The sequence below is a fragment of the Pseudomonas sp. Z1-14 genome, assembly GCF_051132005.1.
In the GTDB taxonomy this organism is placed as follows: Bacteria; Pseudomonadota; Gammaproteobacteria; order Pseudomonadales; family Pseudomonadaceae; genus Aquipseudomonas.
In genome coordinates, this window is the sequence record NZ_CP071646.1 from 4,065,651 (window position 1) to 4,083,419 (window position 17,769).

General features: G+C 58.9%; 26 protein-coding genes and 1 tRNA gene. 15 read left to right on the forward strand and 12 right to left on the reverse strand.

Features of this window, described 5'->3' with window-relative positions; genetic code table 11:
* The first annotated feature begins 55 nt into the window (after positions 1-55).
* The 12 genes from J3P89_RS18530 to J3P89_RS18585 all read left to right on the forward strand — a co-directional run bounded on the left by J3P89_RS18530 (position 56) and on the right by J3P89_RS18585 (position 6,780).
* Positions 56-460 (forward strand): hypothetical protein, encoded by a 405-nt coding sequence (locus tag J3P89_RS18530; RefSeq protein ID WP_434695213.1) that lies wholly within the window; start codon positions 56-58, stop codon positions 458-460.
* A gap of 253 nt (positions 461-713) precedes the next feature.
* Positions 714-1,949: a DNA-methyltransferase gene (locus tag J3P89_RS18535; RefSeq protein ID WP_434695214.1), complete on the forward strand. Its 1,236-nt coding sequence runs from the start codon at positions 714-716 to the stop codon at positions 1,947-1,949.
* Positions 1,950-2,000: 51 nt separating this feature from the next.
* The gene (locus J3P89_RS18540; RefSeq protein WP_434695215.1) at positions 2,001-2,597 is read left to right on the forward strand and encodes a hypothetical protein; all 597 of its coding nucleotides are present in this window, start codon (positions 2,001-2,003) and stop codon (positions 2,595-2,597) included.
* Positions 2,594-2,908: a DUF4406 domain-containing protein gene (locus tag J3P89_RS18545; RefSeq protein WP_434695216.1), complete on the forward strand. Its 315-nt coding sequence runs from the start codon at positions 2,594-2,596 to the stop codon at positions 2,906-2,908. Before J3P89_RS18540 ends, J3P89_RS18545 begins: the two co-directional genes overlap by 4 nt.
* The gene (locus tag J3P89_RS18550; RefSeq protein ID WP_434695217.1) at positions 2,905-3,573 is read left to right on the forward strand and encodes a hypothetical protein; all 669 of its coding nucleotides are present in this window, start codon (positions 2,905-2,907) and stop codon (positions 3,571-3,573) included. The genes J3P89_RS18545 and J3P89_RS18550 overlap by 4 nt, the downstream gene beginning before the upstream one ends.
* Positions 3,570-3,749: a hypothetical protein gene (locus J3P89_RS18555; RefSeq protein ID WP_434695218.1), complete on the forward strand. Its 180-nt coding sequence runs from the start codon at positions 3,570-3,572 to the stop codon at positions 3,747-3,749. Before J3P89_RS18550 ends, J3P89_RS18555 begins: the two co-directional genes overlap by 4 nt.
* Positions 3,750-3,794: 45 nt before the next feature.
* Positions 3,795-4,397, forward strand: a complete 603-nt coding sequence (locus J3P89_RS18560) for a hypothetical protein (protein WP_434695219.1) — start codon at positions 3,795-3,797, stop codon at positions 4,395-4,397.
* Positions 4,398-4,446: 49 nt separating this feature from the next.
* Positions 4,447-4,869 carry a hypothetical protein gene (locus J3P89_RS18565; protein ID WP_434695220.1) on the forward strand — a complete coding sequence of 141 codons (423 nt, stop codon included), beginning with the start codon at positions 4,447-4,449 and terminating at the stop codon, positions 4,867-4,869.
* 48 nt (positions 4,870-4,917) lie between these two features.
* Positions 4,918-5,097 carry a hypothetical protein gene (locus tag J3P89_RS18570; protein ID WP_434695221.1) on the forward strand — a complete coding sequence of 60 codons (180 nt, stop codon included), beginning with the start codon at positions 4,918-4,920 and terminating at the stop codon, positions 5,095-5,097.
* A 37-nt stretch (positions 5,098-5,134) separates the two neighbouring features.
* Positions 5,135-5,308 (forward strand): hypothetical protein, encoded by a 174-nt coding sequence (locus tag J3P89_RS18575; protein ID WP_434695222.1) that lies wholly within the window; start codon positions 5,135-5,137, stop codon positions 5,306-5,308.
* 3 nt (positions 5,309-5,311) lie between these two features.
* Positions 5,312-5,728 carry a hypothetical protein gene (locus J3P89_RS18580; RefSeq protein ID WP_434695223.1) on the forward strand — a complete coding sequence of 139 codons (417 nt, stop codon included), beginning with the start codon at positions 5,312-5,314 and terminating at the stop codon, positions 5,726-5,728.
* Complete coding sequence (locus J3P89_RS18585; RefSeq protein ID WP_434698030.1) at positions 5,629-6,780, forward strand: tyrosine-type recombinase/integrase; 1,152 nt, start codon at positions 5,629-5,631, stop codon at positions 6,778-6,780. The genes J3P89_RS18580 and J3P89_RS18585 overlap by 100 nt, the downstream gene beginning before the upstream one ends.
* An 81-nt stretch (positions 6,781-6,861) precedes the next feature.
* Here J3P89_RS18585 and J3P89_RS18590 read toward each other — a convergent pair.
* The 9 genes from J3P89_RS18590 to thrS all read right to left on the reverse strand — a co-directional run bounded on the left by J3P89_RS18590 (position 6,862) and on the right by thrS (position 14,328).
* Positions 6,862-6,938 (reverse strand) — tRNA-Pro (locus tag J3P89_RS18590).
* A 90-nt stretch (positions 6,939-7,028) separates the two neighbouring features.
* The gene (locus J3P89_RS18595; protein ID WP_003179985.1) at positions 7,029-7,385 is read right to left on the reverse strand and encodes a MerR family transcriptional regulator; all 357 of its coding nucleotides are present in this window, start codon (positions 7,383-7,385) and stop codon (positions 7,029-7,031) included.
* Complete coding sequence (gene ihfA, locus J3P89_RS18600) at positions 7,366-7,668, reverse strand: integration host factor subunit alpha (protein ID WP_002553164.1); 303 nt, start codon at positions 7,666-7,668, stop codon at positions 7,366-7,368. The genes J3P89_RS18595 and ihfA overlap by 20 nt, the downstream gene beginning before the upstream one ends.
* A gap of 3 nt (positions 7,669-7,671) precedes the next feature.
* Positions 7,672-10,050 (reverse strand): phenylalanine--tRNA ligase subunit beta, encoded by a 2,379-nt coding sequence (gene pheT / locus J3P89_RS18605; RefSeq protein WP_434695224.1) that lies wholly within the window; start codon positions 10,048-10,050, stop codon positions 7,672-7,674.
* Between the two features lie 36 nt (positions 10,051-10,086).
* Entirely contained in the window at positions 10,087-11,103 is a 1,017-nt protein-coding gene (gene pheS / locus J3P89_RS18610; RefSeq protein ID WP_003203624.1) for a phenylalanine--tRNA ligase subunit alpha, read from the reverse strand.
* Between the two features lie 109 nt (positions 11,104-11,212).
* Positions 11,213-11,569, reverse strand: a complete 357-nt coding sequence (gene rplT, locus J3P89_RS18615; RefSeq protein ID WP_002553161.1) for a 50S ribosomal protein L20 — start codon at positions 11,567-11,569, stop codon at positions 11,213-11,215.
* A 30-nt stretch (positions 11,570-11,599) separates the two neighbouring features.
* Complete coding sequence (gene rpmI, locus J3P89_RS18620) at positions 11,600-11,794, reverse strand: 50S ribosomal protein L35 (RefSeq protein ID WP_002553160.1); 195 nt, start codon at positions 11,792-11,794, stop codon at positions 11,600-11,602.
* Positions 11,795-11,854: 60 nt separating this feature from the next.
* Positions 11,855-12,406 carry a translation initiation factor IF-3 gene (gene infC / locus J3P89_RS18625; protein WP_169432615.1) on the reverse strand — a complete coding sequence of 184 codons (552 nt, stop codon included), beginning with the start codon at positions 12,404-12,406 and terminating at the stop codon, positions 11,855-11,857.
* Complete coding sequence (gene thrS, locus J3P89_RS18630) at positions 12,406-14,328, reverse strand: threonine--tRNA ligase (protein ID WP_434695226.1); 1,923 nt, start codon at positions 14,326-14,328, stop codon at positions 12,406-12,408. The genes infC and thrS overlap by 1 nt, the downstream gene beginning before the upstream one ends.
* A 373-nt stretch (positions 14,329-14,701) precedes the next feature.
* Between thrS and J3P89_RS18635 the strand changes: the two genes are divergently transcribed.
* Entirely contained in the window at positions 14,702-15,004 is a 303-nt protein-coding gene (locus J3P89_RS18635; RefSeq protein ID WP_305495662.1) for a hypothetical protein, read from the forward strand.
* A 289-nt stretch (positions 15,005-15,293) separates the two neighbouring features.
* Positions 15,294-15,506 carry a cold-shock protein gene (locus J3P89_RS18640; protein WP_003179963.1) on the forward strand — a complete coding sequence of 71 codons (213 nt, stop codon included), beginning with the start codon at positions 15,294-15,296 and terminating at the stop codon, positions 15,504-15,506.
* Between the two features lie 67 nt (positions 15,507-15,573).
* On the opposite strand, the gene J3P89_RS18645 is transcribed toward J3P89_RS18640, so the two are convergent.
* Together J3P89_RS18645 and J3P89_RS18650 are read right to left on the reverse strand one after the other, a co-directional pair.
* Positions 15,574-15,888, reverse strand: coding sequence for an I78 family peptidase inhibitor (locus J3P89_RS18645; protein ID WP_305495663.1), 315 nt, complete (start codon positions 15,886-15,888; stop codon positions 15,574-15,576).
* A 162-nt stretch (positions 15,889-16,050) separates the two neighbouring features.
* On the reverse strand, positions 16,051-16,356 hold the full coding sequence (locus tag J3P89_RS18650) for a hypothetical protein (RefSeq protein ID WP_434695227.1): 306 nt from the start codon (positions 16,354-16,356) through the stop codon (positions 16,051-16,053).
* A gap of 130 nt (positions 16,357-16,486) precedes the next feature.
* Here J3P89_RS18650 and J3P89_RS18655 point away from each other — a divergent pair, with 130 nt between their 5' ends.
* Positions 16,487-16,684: a hypothetical protein gene (locus J3P89_RS18655; RefSeq protein WP_305495666.1), complete on the forward strand. Its 198-nt coding sequence runs from the start codon at positions 16,487-16,489 to the stop codon at positions 16,682-16,684.
* Positions 16,685-16,725: 41 nt separating this feature from the next.
* Here J3P89_RS18655 and J3P89_RS18660 read toward each other — a convergent pair whose 3' ends face one another.
* Entirely contained in the window at positions 16,726-17,754 is a 1,029-nt protein-coding gene (locus J3P89_RS18660; RefSeq protein WP_434603602.1) for a nucleoside hydrolase, read from the reverse strand.
* Positions 17,755-17,769 lie beyond the last annotated feature (15 nt).

A 17,769-nucleotide genomic window follows, 5' to 3' on the forward strand; every position in this document is an offset into this window, starting at 1 on the left:
CGCAAACGACAGACCTGGCTGGACTTGCCGACCAGCGGAATCGAAGGAGACGGCCATGGCCGAGGAACAGCAGCCGACAGCGGAAGCGCTAAAGCAGCGCCGAAAGCGCGAGAAGGCAGCGGCGAAGACAGCCGCCCTGGGTATCGAGAAGTTCACGGTTGAAGTGGCCGGTGTGTTCAAGACCGACCTCAAGCGGGTGATGAAGGACCATGGCATCGACAACCAGCAGGACGTTCACCAGCGGCTGCTGAAGAACCTGATCGACACCGACTTTGAAACTCAGGCCTGGATGTTGCGGTGTGTCACGACACCGTACGAGCCAAGCGAGAAGGTGTTGAGACAGCTAAGGGACGCCGGGCTGCTTCACTTGGCTAAGCACCCCGGCGAGCTTGATGACGAAATCGTCGACCAAGGCGCGTTTAGTGATCCCACACTGAATCGTACGGCAGCGCACTTATAACGGTCTGGCACTCCTCAGCCGAACAGATGACCAGAGCAATATCCTTGTCCGCATTCTTCATGTGCTTGTCCAGAACGGTGACGAAGTTCATACCTCGGCATCGAGGACACTTCGGCTTCCATTCGTCATTCATTTTAATGTCGCTCATATAGCTCTCCTTGATCCGGCTCCATGCCGGTCACCCGTAATACCCCAACCCAAACCAAATTGCCACCACCGGTCACGGAGGGCGGCGCCTGATCGGAAACCAACTATGATTCCCTCCCACCAGATACTGGTCGGCGACTGCATCGACATGATGCGGACCTTGCCGGATCAGTCAGTGCAGTGCTGCGTGACCAGCCCGCCCTACTACGGGTTGCGGGACTACGGCGTTGATGGGCAGATTGGCCTGGAGGAAACCCCGGCCGAGTTCATTGCCCGCCTGGTCGAAGTGTTCCGCGAAGTGCGCCGAGTACTCCGTGACGACGGTACCGCCTGGGTGAACATGGGTGACAGCTATGCCAGCAAGCCAAATGGACCGATAGGGCTTGGCGGGCATACCAACGATGCCCCTCATGTTGCGGTCCGGACCGCCAATGCGCGCCGATCCAGTCAGATCCCGTCCGGCTTCAAGCATAAGGATCTGATGGGCATGCCCTGGCGCTTGGCCTTCGCTCTCCAGGATGATGGCTGGTACCTGCGTCAGGACATCATCTGGCACAAGCCAAACCCAATGCCGGAATCGACGCGGGATCGATGCACGAAGGCCCATGAGTATCTGTTCCTGCTCAGCAAGTCGCGGCGGTACCACTACGACAGCGATGCGATTCGGGAGCCCGCCAATCTGACAGGCAAAGGCAGCGCCAACGGCTTTCGCGGCGGTGCCTATGTCAACGGCGCCACCTTCGACAACACGGAAGGAGGCAAGCGTACCTCGACGGGAAACACGGTGCCGAACAACGGCGTGGGCTGGGGTCATGGTACCGATGCAAGGGCGCGAAACCGATCACGCGTCACTGTGCCGGCCGGCTGGGATACGTCAACCGGCGACGGTGGCCACGGCGCTTTCCACAAGGACGGCGCCGAGCGTTCCAGGCGTGACAGCTTCAAGCGCGATGACTCGAAGCGAGAGCAGACGATTCCGGGCCAGGCCAAAGGTACCCACCGACCGGACCGCGAGGAAAGCTCATGGGACGTCGAGACTCGGAACAAGCGCAGCGTGTGGACTGTAGCGACACATGCGTTCAAGGAGGCCCACTTCGCCACCTTCCCGCCTGATCTGATCCGGCCTTGCATTCTGGCCGGGGCCCCGCGAGGTGGCGTGGTGCTTGACCCGTTCGGCGGCGCCGGTACCACGGCGGTGGTTGCCATGCAGGAGGGTCGCAAGTCGATCCTTTGCGAGCTCAACCCAGAGTATGCCGCCATGGCTGAACGCCGGATCGCAGCGGCCTGGCTCGACGGAGCTGCTCAGATGGATGTGTTCCACGATTCTGCACCAGCAGCCTGACACAAACTCCCCCACTCCACCGCCCGGGCATGCCCCGGCATAGGACGCCCCATGCCCACAGAAAACAAAACGGCCGAGCCGCTTCCGAGCCTGGCCACCGGTCACCCCTTCAACGCCGCAACCTGGGCTGACTTCGTTCAGAGGCTCAAGCATGACTGCATAGGAGCGGGCGTTCGAAATCATTGCACCGCCGCAGCTATTTTCACGGTTCAGGCCAGGCGCATCGATACGGGCTACGACTTGCACTTCAATCCCGATCAGGCCTGCATCGTCGACCACGATGGCGGAGACATTTGCTTCAGCCCGGGCGAGTTCTACGAAAATGCTTATGAATGTCAGCAGGCATCTCTGAACGCGTCCGCCCAAGAGCAAGGGGAATGCGACTTCACTGAATTGTGCGTGAGCGATCAGTGGGAAATTCTTGCTGAGCTGGACGACTACACCGTGACGGGGTGGCAGGAACGCTGGGAGATCATCAACAGCCACTTCACCAAGGACGCCGCCGAGGCGTTCATCCGGCGTAAAAAACACGACTACGGAAGGATGCGCGTCTACGTCGAATCGCAGTATTACGCCTGGGAGTTCGAAGCCATCAAAGAAGCGATCCTCGACGGAACGCTGACATACACGCCGAAGGTGGCGGCGTGAAGCGCATCTACCTCAGCGGTCCCATGACCAACATGCTGGACCTGAACTTCCCGCTGTTCCATTCCATGGCCGCCAGCCTGCGCGCCGCAGGGCACAGCGTCATCAACCCCGCCGAGCTCAACCCGGATCCAGGGACCTGGAGCGAATGCATGCGCCGCGACATCAAGGCCCTGATGGAATGCGACACCGTGGCCACCCTGCCCGGCTGGCAGGACTCCCGCGGCGCCAGCCTTGAAGTTCACATCGGTAAGGAGCTCGGCATGCGGGTTGTGAATGCCCATGATCTGGTATCGATGGAGATTGCAGGATGAGAAACATCAAAACTCGCGAAGGCTTTGAGTTCTGGGACAAGCTGAACGCGCTGCCCCGCTACGCCTTCCTGCTTTCACAATCGGGCAAGTCGGTGCAGAAGTTCGAAGACCAGGCCATGGGCAACTGGATCGATGTGCACGAAGCGCAAAAGGTCGTTGACCAGGCTCAGGAGGAGATCAATCAATTCCGCGCCGAGCGTGACGCCCTGCAGCTGCGCCTGAACGCAGCGGATCAGCGGATTGATGAGCTCGAGCGGGACAAGCACCGGCTGGATGCGCTGGAATCGAATTGCTGGGACATTCGCTTCGACAGCAGCCCCAACGGTGACGCTGGCGACAGCAGCGTCAGCATCGAGATCGTCGGTCACTGGATGGATAAGCCGTTCGAGCGCGTCATCGGCGAGAACTACAGCGAGAACCTTCGCGCCGCCATTGACCAGGCGATGACCGCTCCGGCGTATCCGCCTGCTCGTCCGGAATATCCAGAGGCAGAAGCGGCCAAGGATGAAGACTGGCGCATGCATCCGTGCAAGCAAGGTCACCGAGACGTCGGCGCGGCCGGCGGCGTTGCGCACTGCTACACCTGCGACGAGAAGATCGAAGCCGCCACCACGCAGGAAGCCTTCGAGCGCTGGAACGCCATACACCCGGCGGCGCAACCATGAAGCACGCCCTACGACGAAAGCTTGAGGCCTGGCTGATCCTGCTGGCCGCCGGGATCCTGATTGGCCGAAATGTCCATCGCGCTCCCGTGACGTCCCGCCGCGACAACAACGACATGTGGTACATGGCCGAAAAGCTCGAAGCCATCGCCAAGCGCATCAGCAAGAACTACCCGTAACCCTCCCCCTTCAAAGTCAGCCGCTATAGCGGCAAGGACGAAGTCATGCCTGCACAAAAGCCAATCATCATGTTCGACGCTCCAGAGGCTGCCCGTCTCAAAACGGTAACCGGTTGGGTTTCCGCTGACGGTCGCTTTTTCGGCGCCGACGAAAACCTTGCCCGCTACTGCGGCGCTACCCATCGCCGCTGCGACGTGAACCCTGATCACCAAATCTATGAGGTGAACAGTTTCTGTAATGAGTGTCGCCAAGTGCGCCGCCAAGCAAAATTCGCGGCGATGCCGGTCAAGGAATGGGCCGGAGAGCCGCTGGTGATTTTCGATGGCGACCAGTACTTCTTCGATGAGGACAGCCTGCGCGACTACCTAATCGAAAACGATATCGACCTGGCCGACCTGAAACTCTGCATCTGCGAACCGAACTACCCCAGTCAAATCGACCCGGCAGATCACTTCTGCGATGACCTGCCGGAGGACGGCGAGATCCGCGACGACCAGTTACTTGCGGCATTCGAGCTACTGAACGAAATGATCCGCCAGTCCGAACCCCTTTCGTGGTCGGAAGGCGAATTCGCCGCGCAGCTCCCGCAGTCGCTCATCGATGAAGTCGTTGCCGCCAGAGCGGCAGCATGCGAGGTGACGCCATGATCCTCCCCCTGCTCTACATGGCCCACCTGATATACAGGGGGACGAGGCCATGACAAGACCAGTAACCGAGCGCGACTTTCGAAAGCCTGAATTCATGGATGCGAAGCCCGAGGACTACGAATTCAGGGGAGACGGCGCGGTGGTCCGAAAAGATCGCTGGGAAACAGGAATCCACCAGATCCGCTGCATTGTCGGGCCGAAAGGCCGGGAGTTCGAAATCGCGGATGTGGTTGCGGCAGTTGATGCAGTCGCTGGCCGATGGCAAGACCCGGAACCCGACGAAGATCCGGGCTACGACGTGATCGATGTCCGGCTCTCTTGCGGCAGCATCCTCTGCGGCCTGGAACGAACGGGCGAGTCGTACGCCTTCGCGTGGCGATTCGGCGGCATCGACTTCACCCGCACCGACTTTGGTGCCGACATCGAAGCCTGGCGCCCATCCAGAAACGAACCTGAAGCATCCACCTCCTAACCCCAATCCACCTACCGCCTGCCGGTGAATGGCGGGCAAGGAATTCCTATGCCTGATCAGAAAGAAAGCCTGCATGAAGAAATGGTCGCGACGCTCCGTGAGTCTCGGCAAGTGATTGCCGTGGCGCTCAAGGTTGGGGCGCCCGACTGGTTCGATACCGATGAAAAGGTTTCGCTGCACGTCACCGTGCAAAGGATCGACGCCGCGATTGCCAAAGCCACCCAATAACCACCTTCTGCCGCCACGCGCGGCATGGAGCACACACATGGCAACTGCAGAACTGCACGGCCAGAAGATCAACCCGTTCGAACAGGGGTATGCGGCCTTCCTCAAGGGAATCAAGCAAAACCCGTTCGAAACGGAAAACGATACGTCGCCTGTCTCCAAGCAGAAATGGACGGAAGGCTGGAACAAGGCGCAGCGCGACAAGGGGCAATAACTCATGGCAAATCGAAGCGCGGCACAGGTCGCGCCCATCCTCCCGCGCTTCATTCGCGTCGGCGAGGCATACGGCTACCTCGGCATGTGCCGGGACGAATTCAACAAAACGGTGCGCCCGAACGTCCGCGAATTCCCGATCGGGAAACAGGGAATCGGCTTCGACCGTCTCGAGCTGGACGAGTGGGCCGACCGTTACATCGAGTCGATGGCAATTGAAAAGGCCGCCAATCAGGACAACAATCGCCCTCGCAGCGAGCGCCAGGGCAAGAAGAAAGGAGCAACGCCGTGGCCCAAAAAGCAATCACCGGCCTCCAGCAAATGCCGAACGGCATCTGGAAGATCGACAAAAAGTACAGAGGAGAACGAATTCAAGAGAGTACTGGCACTTGTAACCGCGCCGAAGCAGAGCAGTACCTGATCCACAAGCTGGAGAAGTTGCGCCAGCAGAAGGTGTACGGCGTCCGGCGGGTCAGGACGTGGCGGGAGGCGGCGACTCGCTTCCTGCTGGAAGTGAAGGATCAGGCTTCCATCCACATCTCGGCTACTTATATGGAGCAGCTCGACCCGTTCATTGGCGATATGCCGCTGACCCACATCGACGACGACGCCCTCGCGCCTTACATCCAGTCGAAGCTGAATCCAGCGGCAGGGAAGCCAGTCACCAACCGGACAGTGAATATCGCGCTTCAGCGGGTTATCCGCGTGCTGAACCTCTGCGCGCGAAAGTGGCGTGATGAGGAACGACGGCCGCTGCTGGACGTGGTGCCGATGATTTCCCTGCTGGACGAGAAGACGAACAGCCGAAAGCCCTACCCGCTTTCATGGGAAGAGCAGTCGATCCTGTTCGCCGAACTCCCGGCACATCTTCAGACCATGGCTATGTTCAAGGTCAATACGGGTTGCCGGGAGCAGGAAGTTTGTAAACTACAGTGGACTTGGGAGATTGCGGTACCGGAGTTGGGAACGAGCGTGTTCCTGATACCGGCGGGATTTGGGGGAAGGAGCGCCAGGTCTGGCGTGAAAAACCGAGACGAACGTCTGGTCGTGATGAATGACGTTGCCAAGTCAGTGATCGAGAAGCAGCGCGGTAAGCATCCGCTCTACGTCTTCCCGTTTGGCAAGCCAGATGGTGATGGGAACGAAACGACGGTCCACCGCATGAATGACTCGGCCTGGAAGAAGGCGCGCATCCGAGCGGCGAAGAAGTGGCAAGAGAAATTCTTGCGGCCGGCACATGACGGCTTTGCCAGAATCCGAATTCACGACTTGAAGCATACCTTTGGGAGAAGGCTCCGTGCTGCTGGCGTGACTGAGGAAGATCGGAAAGCGCTGCTCGGCCACAAGAACGGAAGCATCACCAGTCACTACTCGGCGGCGGAACTGGATCAGCTGATTGCGGCGGCAAACAAGGTATCAGCAACCGACTCGCGCGCACCAGCGCTGACGATTTTGAAAAGGAGGGAAGCGTGAAGAAAATGCCAGGGTCACTCGGAAAGTCACTATGGCAGAAACAACAAAGCCGCTCGGAAGCGGCTAAGTCATTGAAAAATATGGTCGGGACGGAGTGATTCGAACACTCGACCCCTAGCACCCCATGCTAGTGCGCTACCGGACTGCGCTACGCCCCGACTAGGCGTGAATCTTGTTCCGCTTCTCAACGGAACGCTCAGGAATATATCGCAAGCTTTTGAAAACTGGAAGTATTTAAAAGCAGAAATTTATTTCTTGAGCACCACCAGCACATCTTCAAGCTCGGCGATCATCTGGCGGATCATCTGTTTGTACTGGGTTGTGTCGTCTTTGGCCTCATCACCGGAGAGGCGCAAGCGCGCGCCGCCGATGGTGAACCCCTGGTCGTACAGCAGCGCGCGGATCTGACGGATCATCAGCACGTCCTGGCGCTGATAATACCGGCGGTTTCCGCGGCGCTTGACCGGGTTGAGTTGAGGAAACTCCTGCTCCCAATAGCGAAGCACGTGCGGTTTTACCGCACACAGCTCGCTGACTTCACCGATGGTGAAGTAGCGTTTGCCTGGGATGACGGGTAGCTCGTCGTTATGACTTGGTTCCAGCATAAGCCTCAACTCGGGCCTTCAACTTTTGCCCTGGACGAAAGGTGACCACACGGCGAGCCGTGATCGGGATTTCTTCTCCCGTTTTCGGATTGCGGCCAGGCCGCTGGCGTTTGTCCCGAAGGTCGAAATTGCCGAAACCGGACAATTTGACCTGTTCGTTGTCTTCGAGAGCGTGCCTGATTTCTTCAAAAAACAGTTCGACCAATTCTTTGGCCTCCCGTTTATTCAGGCCCAACTCCTCATACAGACGTTCCGCCATCTCAGCTTTCGTCAGAGCCCCCATACGTCACTTCCTTAACGTGGCGTTCAACCTGTGTTCGAGCGAGGTGAGGATATTCTGCGTTGCGGTATTCACCTCATCGTCGTTAAGAGTGCGCGATGGATGCTGCCAGGTCAAGCCGACTGCAAGGCTTTTTCTATGCGGATCAATGCCTTTACCCTGATACACGTCAAATAGCCTGAGGTCCGTCAGCCATTCGCCTGCATTTTCACGGATTACTGCCAGCACGTCGCTGGATGCGACGCTGACATCGGCCACCAGGGCAAGGTCACGACGCACTTCAGGAAAGCGCGACAACTCCTGGAATTTCGGCATTTTTCCTTGAGCGACTTCGGCCAGCACCAGCTCGAAAACGAAGACCGGACGGTCGAGGCCCAGGGTCTTCGACAATTCAGGGTGAATCGCCCCGACATAACCGACTTCGCGCCCGTCTCGCTCGATGCGCGCGGTTTGGCCCGGGTGCAGCGCCGGATGCTTGCCCGGCACGAAGGTGAACGCGTCAAGCGCGCCGGCGAAGCCCAGCACCGCTTCCACGTCAGCCTTGACGTCGAAGAAGTCGACGACATCGCGACCTTGCGCCCAGCCTTCCGGCAGACGACTGCCACAGACGACACCGGCCAGCATCGGTTCTTGTTTCAAGCCGTCCAGTTGCCCAACGAAGCGCAGACCACTTTCGAACAGACGCACACGGTCCTGCTGGCGGTTCAGGTTATGCTGCAACGACTTGACCAGGCCCGGCCACAAGGACGAACGCATGGCCGCCATGTCGTTGGAGATCGGGTTGGCCAGCAGCAGCGGCTCGACACCCGGGCTGAACAGTTCGAACTGGCGCGGATCGATGAAGCTGTAGGTGATCGCTTCCTGGTAACCACGGGCCACCAGCAGGCGGCGCAGTTCCGGCAGCTCGCTACGCGCCTCAGCCTTGGCCTGTGGAGCCAGACGGGCTTGCGGGTAGCGAACCGGCAGACGGTTGTAGCCGTACAGGCGGGCCAGTTCTTCGATCAGGTCGACTTCCAGACTGATATCGAAGCGATGGCTTGGCACTTCAACCTGCCACTGCCCTTCCCCGTCGGCGCGGATGTTCAGGCCCAAGGCGCTGAGCAGGCGCTCGACTTCGGCCGAGTCCATTTCCATGCCCAGCATCTGGGTGATGCGTTGGGCACGCAGGGTCACCGGTGCGATCTTCGGCAAATGCTGCTCGCTGACCGTCTCGATGATCGGGCCGGCTTCGCCACCGGTGATTTCCAGCAGCAGGCCAGTGGCGCGCTCCATGGCTTCACGGGCCAGCTGCCAGTCCACGCCACGCTCGTAGCGGTGCGAGGCGTCGGTGTGCAGGCCGTAGGAACGCGCCTTGCCAGCGACGGCGATCTGGTCGAAGAACGCGCTCTCGAGGAACACATCACGGGTCGTCTTGGAGACGCCACTGTGCTCGCCGCCCATCACGCCGGCAATCGCCAGGGCGCGGGTGTGGTCGGCAATCACCAGTGTGTCGCTGCGCAGGGTCACTTCCTGGCCGTCGAGCAGTACCAGCTTCTCGCCTTCGTCGGCCATGCGTACGCGGATGCCGCCGTTGATTTCAGCCAGGTCGAACGCGTGCAGCGGCTGGCCCAGTTCGAGCATCACATAGTTGGTGATGTCGACGGCCGCGTCGATGCTGCGCACGTCGGCGCGCCGCAGGCGCTCGACCATCCACAGCGGGGTCGGCTTCGACAGGTCGACGTTGCGGATCACACGACCCAGGTAACGCGGGCATGCGGCCGGCGCGAGAACTTCAATCGGCCGCACTTCATCATGCACCGCCGGAACGACCGCGACCGCAGGGCGGGTGACCGGAGCGTCATACAAGGCGCCCACTTCGCGCGCCAGACCGGCGAGGGACAGGCAGTCGCCACGGTTCGGCGTCAGGTCGACTTCGATGCTGGCATCGTCCAGGCCCAGGTACACACGAATGTCCTGGCCAACCGGTGCGTCGGCTGGCAGTTCCATCAGGCCGTCATTGCCTTCGCCGATCTGCAGTTCGGCCTGGGAGCACAACATGCCGTTGGATTCGACGCCGCGCAGCTTGGCTTTCTTGATCTTGAAGTCGCCCGGCAGTTCGGCGCCGATCATGGCGAACGGGATCTTCAGGCCCGGGCGCACATTGGGCGCGCCGCAGACGACCTGGAAGGTCTCCGTGCCATTGCTGACCTGGCAAACCCGCAGCTTGTCAGCGTCCGGGTGCTGCTCGGTGCTCAGCACCTCGCCCACGACCACACCGCTGAACTCACCGGCGGCCGGCGTCACGCTATCGACCTCAAGGCCGGCCATCGACAGGCGAGCAACCAGCTCGTCCTGGCTTACCTGCGGGCTTACCCAGCCGCGCAGCCATTGTTCACTGAATTTCATCCTGCTCCCCTTAATAAATTCGTTACCGACTGCGACCTAGCGAAATTGCGCAAGGAATCGCAAGTCGTTGTCGAAGAACAGGCGCAAGTCATTCACACCGTAACGCAGCATGGCCAGGCGCTCGACGCCCATGCCGAAGGCAAAGCCGGAGAACTCTTCCGGATCGATCCCGGACATGCGCAGCACGTTCGGATGAACCATGCCGCAGCCCATGACTTCCAGCCAGCCGGTCTGTTTGCAGACACGGCAGCCTTTGCCGCTACACATCACGCATTCCATGTCGACTTCCGCCGATGGCTCGGTGAACGGGAAGTACGAAGGGCGGAAACGCACGGCCAGTTCTTTTTCGAAGAACACCCGCAGGAACTCTTCGATAGTGCCTTTCAGGTCGGCGAAATTGATGTCGCGATCCACCAGCAGGCCTTCAACCTGATGGAACATCGGCGAGTGGGTGATATCGGAGTCGCTACGGTACACACGGCCCGGGCAGACGATGCGGATCGGCGGTTGTTGCGATTCCATGGTGCGGACCTGTACCGGCGAGGTATGGGTGCGCAACAGCATGTTCGCATTGAAATAGAAGGTGTCATGCATCGACCGGGCCGGGTGATGGCCTGGGATGTTGAGCGCTTCGAAGTTGTGGTAGTCGTCTTCGACCTCGGGGCCTTCGGCGATGCCATAGCCGATATGGGTGAAGAACTGCTCGATGCGCTCCAGGGTACGGGTCACCGGATGCAGGCCACCGGAAGTCTGGCCACGGCCAGGCAGGGTCACGTCGATGGACTCGGCGGCGAGTTTGGCAGCCAGATCCGCCTCCTCGAACAACGCCTTGCGCGCATTGAGGACCTCTGTGACACGCTCCTTGGCGACGTTGATCAGCGCACCGACCTGCGGACGCTCTTCAGCCGGCAGGTTCCCCAGGGTCTTCATCACCTGAGTCAACTCGCCTTTCTTGCCAAGGTAGTGAACCCGGATTTGCTCCAGGGCATTGATATCTTCAGCGCTTTGCACAGCCTCTAGTGCTTGAGCGACCAGCGCGTCCAGGTTTTCCATGTACAGACTCCAGATACAAAATAGGGGAAGAGCTTTAAGGCTCTTCCCCTATTTAAGACGTTTGACACCTGGGCCCACAGAGGTGAGCCCTGGTGACTGCCGGGGGTACTTAAGCCAAGGTGGCTTTAGCTTTCTCGACAATCGCAGCAAACGCCGCTTTTTCGTTCACTGCCAGATCAGCCAGAACCTTACGGTCGATCTCGATGGACGCTTTTTTCAGGCCAGCGATGAAACGGCTGTAGGACAGACCGTTAACACGAGCACCAGCATTGATACGAGCGATCCACAGAGCGCGGAACTGACGTTTTTTCTGACGACGGTCACGGTAGGCGTATTGGCCTGCCTTGATTACCGCTTGCTTGGCAACACGGAATACGCGGGAACGCGCGCCGTAGTAGCCTTTAGCAAGTTTCAGAATTTTTTTGTGACGCTTACGGGCAATGACGCCACGCTTTACACGAGCCATGAGTTACTTCCTCTATTCTTGATCCAAAAATTAACGAAGGCGCAGCATGCGCTCGACTTTTGCCACGTCAGACGGATGCAGCAAGCTGCTACCGCGCAGTTGACGCTTACGCTTGGTCGACATTTTGGTCAGGATGTGGCTCTTGAAAGCGTGCTTGTGCTTGATACCGTTAGCAGTTTTCAGAAACCGCTTAGCAGCACCACTTTTAGTCTTCATCTTTGGCATGTTCGGATACTCCGCATTCAGTTGATAAACATAATCGCAAGGCCTGCCGTGCCCTGTTGATTACTTCTTCTTTTTCGGGGCGATGACCATGATCAGCTGGCGTCCTTCCATCTTAGGATGCTGTTCGACCGAACCGTACTCGAGCAGGTCTTGTTCAACCCGCTTGAGGAGTTCCATCCCCAGCTCCTGGTGGGCCATCTCACGGCCGCGGAATCGCAAGGATACCTTGGCCCTGTCCCCGTCACTCAGGAAACGTACCAGGTTGCGCAGTTTTACCTGGTAATCCCCTTCCTCCGTCCCTGGACGAAACTTGATTTCTTTTACCTGAATCTGCTTCTGGTTTTTCTTCGCCGCGGCAATCTGCTTCTTCTTTTCGAAGATCGACTTGCCGTAGTCCATCACCCGGCAAACGGGTGGGACTGCGTCCGCGGAAATTTCCACCAGATCAAGCTTGGCTTCTTCAGCAATACGAAGCGCTTCATCAATCGAGACGATGCCAATCTGCTCGCCATCAGCGCCAATTAACCGAACCTCGCGTGCCGAGATATTCTCGTTGATCGGGGCTTTCGGTGCAGCTCGTTTATCTTGTCTCATTTCACGCTTAATAATAATTACTCCGAATCTGGGCGACCACGCCGGGAAACCGCTTGCGCGAGAAACTCGGCGAATTCGGCGACGGGCATCGAGCCCAGGTCAGCACCTTCACGAGTACGCACAGCGACAGTCTGCATCTCGACCTCCCGATCTCCAATAACCAAGAGAAAGGGAACCTTGAGCAAAGTATGCTCGCGGATTTTAAAGCCGATCTTTTCATTTCTCAAGTCGGACTTGGCACGAAATCCGCTTTGGTTGAGAGTTTTTTCGACTTCAGCGGCAAAATCTGCCTGTTTATCAGTGATATTCATGATCACTGCCTGGGTCGGCGCCAGCCACGCGGGGAACGCACCCTCGTAGTGTTCGATCAGGATACCGACGAAACGCTCGAAGGAACCGAGGATCGCGCGGTGAAGCATGACCGGGTGCTTGCGGCTGTTGTCTTCGGACACATATTCAGCGCCCAGACGGATCGGCAGGTTAAAATCGAGCTGCAGGGTACCACACTGCCAGACGCGACCAAGGCAATCTTTCAGCGAGAATTCGATCTTCGGACCGTAGAAAGCGCCCTCGCCCGGCTGCAGATCGTACGCAAGGCCCGCGCTGTCGAGCGCAGCGGCCAGGGCTGCTTCGGCGCGATCCCACAGTTCGTCGGAGCCGACGCGTTTTTCCGGACGAGTGGACAGCTTCATCTCGACTTCGGTGAAGCCGAAGTCCCGGTAGACGTCCATGGTCAGCTTGATGAACGCGGCGGATTCGGCCTGCATCTGCTCTTCGGTGCAGAAGATGTGGGCGTCGTCCTGGGTAAAGGCCCGCACGCGCATGATGCCGTGCAGCGCACCCGATGGCTCGTTGCGGTGGCAGGCACCGAACTCGGCCAGGCGCATCGGCAACTCACGGTAGCTTTTCAGACCCTGGTTGAACACCTGCACGTGGCACGGGCAGTTCATCGGCTTGATGGCGTAGTCGCGGTTTTCCGACTGGGTGGTGAACATGTTGTCGGCGTAGTTGGCCCAGTGCCCGGATTTCTCCCACAGGCTGCGGTCAACCACTTGCGGCGTCTTGATCTCCAGGTAGCCGTTTTCGCGCTGGACCTGGCGCATGTATTGCTCAAGCACCTGATACAGCGTCCAGCCATTCGGGTGCCAGAACACCATGCCCGGGGATTCTTCCTGGGTGTGGAACAGGCCGAGGCGCTTGCCGATCTTGCGGTGGTCGCGTTTTTCCGCTTCCTCGATGCGCTGGATGTAGGCCGCCAGCTGCTTCTTGTCGGCCCAGGCGGTGCCGTAGACGCGCTGCAACTGTTCGTTCTTCGCATCGCCACGCCAGTAGGCGCCGGACAGCTTGGTCAGCTTGAAGGACTTCAGGAAACGGGTGTTCGGCACGTGCGGGCCGCGGCACATGTCGACGTATTCTTCGTGGTAGTACAGGCCCATGGCCTGCTCGTCCGGCATGTCTTCCACCAGACGCAGCTTGTAGTCCTCGCCACGGGCCTTGAAGACTTCGATGACTTCGGCGCGCGGGGTGACCTTCTTGATGACGTCGTAGTCTTTCTCGATCAGCTGCTGCATGCGCTGTTCGATGGCGGCCATGTCGTCCGGGGTAAAAGGACGCTCGAAGGCGATGTCGTAATAAAAGCCTTCGTCGATGACCGGACCGATGACCATTTTCGCGCTCGGATACAGCTGCTTGACCGCATGGCCAACCAGGTGCGCGCAAGAGTGGCGAATGATCTCCAGCCCCTCTTCGTCCTTGGGCGTGATGATTTGCAGCGTGGCATCGCTGTCGATGACATCGCTGGCGTCGACCAGCTTGCCGTCGACCTTGCCGGCCAGGGTGGCCTTGGCCAGGCCCGCGCCGATGGATGCGGCGACCTCGGCTACGGAAACCGGGTGGCCGAATGAACGTTGACTGCCGTCGGGAAGAGTAATAGTTGGCATGGCGCCTCCTCTCCTAGTGGTGACCCCTACCAAAGGTCACGTGGGTTGGGATGAGCCAGTACAAGATCCAGTCCAGGCCGTTCAATGAAGAACGCCTGCCTTACAGCGGCAGGAGCCTTGCGGCCAACCGGGAAACCGAACCAGAGTGACTGGGATTCAAATCAGGGTTGATCGAACATTTACCGCCGCCGGGGCCTGTTGCCTCCGGAGCCTGAGAAATACCCGAGCCCGGCATCCTAGCACAGATGAACGGTCATCGCCGCGCCTGGATCGAAGCCGGCGTAAACTGACGATTTTTATGCCAGAGTGCTGAACCGAAACGTCCGCAACGCCTCAGATAACAAGACATCGACCCACAAAGGAGCATCCCCGCATGCGTCTGAACACCCTATTGGCAGTAGTCGCCCCCCTCGCCCTACTGCTTCCGCTGAGTGCCCACGCCGAATGGCCCAAGGGCGAGCGTGAGAAATACATGGCGCAGTGCACTCAAGCGGCGACCCCGCAGATTGGCGCAGCGGCGGCCAAGGCCCACTGCGCTTGTGGTGCGGACGCGATCAAATCCTACCCGGCGAGCGATATCCAGGCGCTGATGGACAATAAGGCCACCCCTGAACTGCAGCAGAAAGCACTCGGTCAGATCGCCAAATGCAAGGCCAATCCACCCGCAAAAAAATGAGTGATCGAGCCCCCAGAGACGGCTCGGAACAGCTGAAAAGGCTTGGATAAGCGGCTTTTTTCAGGATTTATTCAGGTTTTACAGCTTTTTTTATCGTCTTTACGTTCGGCTGAAAGCCTTTGAAACCGGGCCTTTCAGCCGGTTCAGGGGGTAAAGGAAACACGACTGATTGGCAAACAGCTCGTCCGGGGGGCTCCCAAATCGAACATTTCGACTATGATACCCGGGTGTGCCCAGTTGGCCTGAGCAGCACAGTACACTGAAAATATATGTTTCTTGGAGATACACCATGTCTAATCGCCAAACCGGCACCGTTAAATGGTTCAACGATGAAAAAGGCTTCGGCTTCATCACTCCTCAAGGTGGCGGTGACGACCTGTTCGTACACTTCAAAGCTATCGAAAGCGACGGTTTCAAAAGCCTGAAAGAAGGCCAGACCGTTTCCTTCGTGGCTGAGAAAGGCCAAAAGGGTATGCAAGCTGCACAAGTTCGCCCAGAGTAATTTCCCGGCGCGCTAAAAAACCCCGTCCATGTGACGGGGTTTTTTATGGCCTGCTGGAAACCGCCCGTCAGCCGCAGTTCACCCGATTGACCACGAGCTTGGCATCGGTGTTGAGGTTGAGGCGATCGGAGCGGTACTCGAGCGTGATCATGTCGTTGGGTTTGAGAATCCGGGCATTCTGCGCGCCGGATCGAGTGCGCGCTTGCTCCAGCAATTGCGGCGAAGCCTGCTTGCCGACGGCAAACTCGGCGGCCTTGGCATCGCAGCGGGTATGGCCGGCCTCGGCTGCCACTGGATCAGGCGTCGACTCCGATGTGCTGCTGCATCCGCTCAAGAACGTGGCGGCCAGCAGAATATTCAATGACACGAGCTTCCAAGGCATGAAGCCTCCTTTTTTCGATGGATAGTAGTGAGCTTGCGACAGCCGGGATGACGCTTGGTTTCAACACCGGCGCCATCGTTGCGCCCTCACTGGAAAAACCGGCAGTTTGCCCGAGCACGACCGCCAGTCCAGACCTGAATCGTGACTGAATATGAACGGTGCTCAATAAATATCGATGTAATCGAAGGATGGGTTCGGCCAGTTGTCCTTCAGCGCGTTATAGATCTGCATGACCCAGACCTCGTCACTGGCCGCGACGCGGCCAACGTAGCCTGACCCTTTGGCCCAGGTCTCGAGCCGGAACCGCAGGCCATCGATTTCAGCACCACCCACAATGCCCGAGGACAGATAGGCGATGCCGTCCTTGGTCACTCGCAGTTGGGTATGCTCGTCATCACTGGCAGAAGCCAGCAATTGACGAACTGACTCGAGGGTAAGTCCATCTGGTTTGTTCAGGTTGATCTGCATGCCAGGGCTCCTCGAAAAAATCAAAGGCCAAGTGTCGCATACCGCACTTCTGATGCCTAAGTCGCACTGCCAAACCCGATGCAAAAATGCTTAACTCAACCTACTGATCTCCCAACCTGCGAGCCCGACCATGAGCACCGTCAGCATCGAAGCCACCATCAATGCCAAATGGGCCCAGGGCCACAGTTCATACAGCCCGGGCAGCCCTGAGGAATTGGCAATCATCGGCATCGAGTTGTTGGTGAAAGAGCTCGGGACGCAAGGCGCTCAGAACTTCATCCAGCAGGCGTTCGAACGCTACCCGAGCATTATCGAGACGGTTGACTAGACCACCGCAAGCAGGCGCTTGCGGGGTCGCTGCGAGAGAGACTACTTGAGGCGGGCCAGCCGCTCGGTCAACAGGTCGAAGAACCCCTGGGCATCGCCGTCCTTCACCCAGAAGGCGTTCTTGGGCGCCTTGAGGCCGTCGTACCAATCGACGACCGTCTGCCCGAACGTCGGGCCTTCACGACTGTCCACCACCAGATTGACCGAACGCCCGGTAAACAACTGCGGCTTGAGCAGATAGGCGATCACGGTCGCATCATGCACCGGCCCGCCGGTCATGCCGTAGTGCTCCATATCGCCCTTGACGTACTCATTGAGAATATTGCCGACCAGCTTGCTGGCGTTGTTGTTCAGCGCGGCGATCTGCTTGAGGCGTGCCTCGCTGGTGAGAATCTTGTGGGTCACGTCCAGTGGCAGATAGGTCAGCTTCAGCCCGCTTTTGGCGACTATCTCTGCCGCCTGGGGATCGGCGTAAAGGTTGAACTCCGCCACCGGCGTGATATTGCCGCCGTTGAAATGCGCGCCGCCCATGATCACCACTTCCTTGATGCCCTGGACGATGTCGGGCTCCTGGACGAGCGCCAGGGCCAGGTTCGTCTGCGGGCCCAGCATTGCAATGGTGATGCTGTGTGGCTTGGCGGCCTTGAGCGTGTCGATCAGGTAGTTGACGGCATTGCCCTCGGCCAATCCTTTCTTCGGCTCATGCACCTCCACACCGGACAAACCTTCCTTGCCATGGATGTTTTCGGCGTAGATCGGCGTGCGCATCAACGGCTTCGGGGCACCGGCGTACACCGGAACCTCTTCACGCCCGGCCCACTCGCGGGCCAGGCGCGCGTTGCGGGATGTCTTGTCCAGGCGCACGTTGCCGGCAACGGTGGTCAACGCCCGAATATGCAGCTCTTCGGGGGATGCCAGGGCGAACAACAACGCAACAACGTCATCGGCGCCTGGATCGGTGTCGATGATCAGGTCGATTTTTTCCGCCGCCTGGGCGCTTGTAGCCGTGAGCAATGACAAAAGCAGCAGACTCCGCAACAGTTGATGCATTTTCTGAGCATAGCGGTGCATGGCGCACTCCTTGTG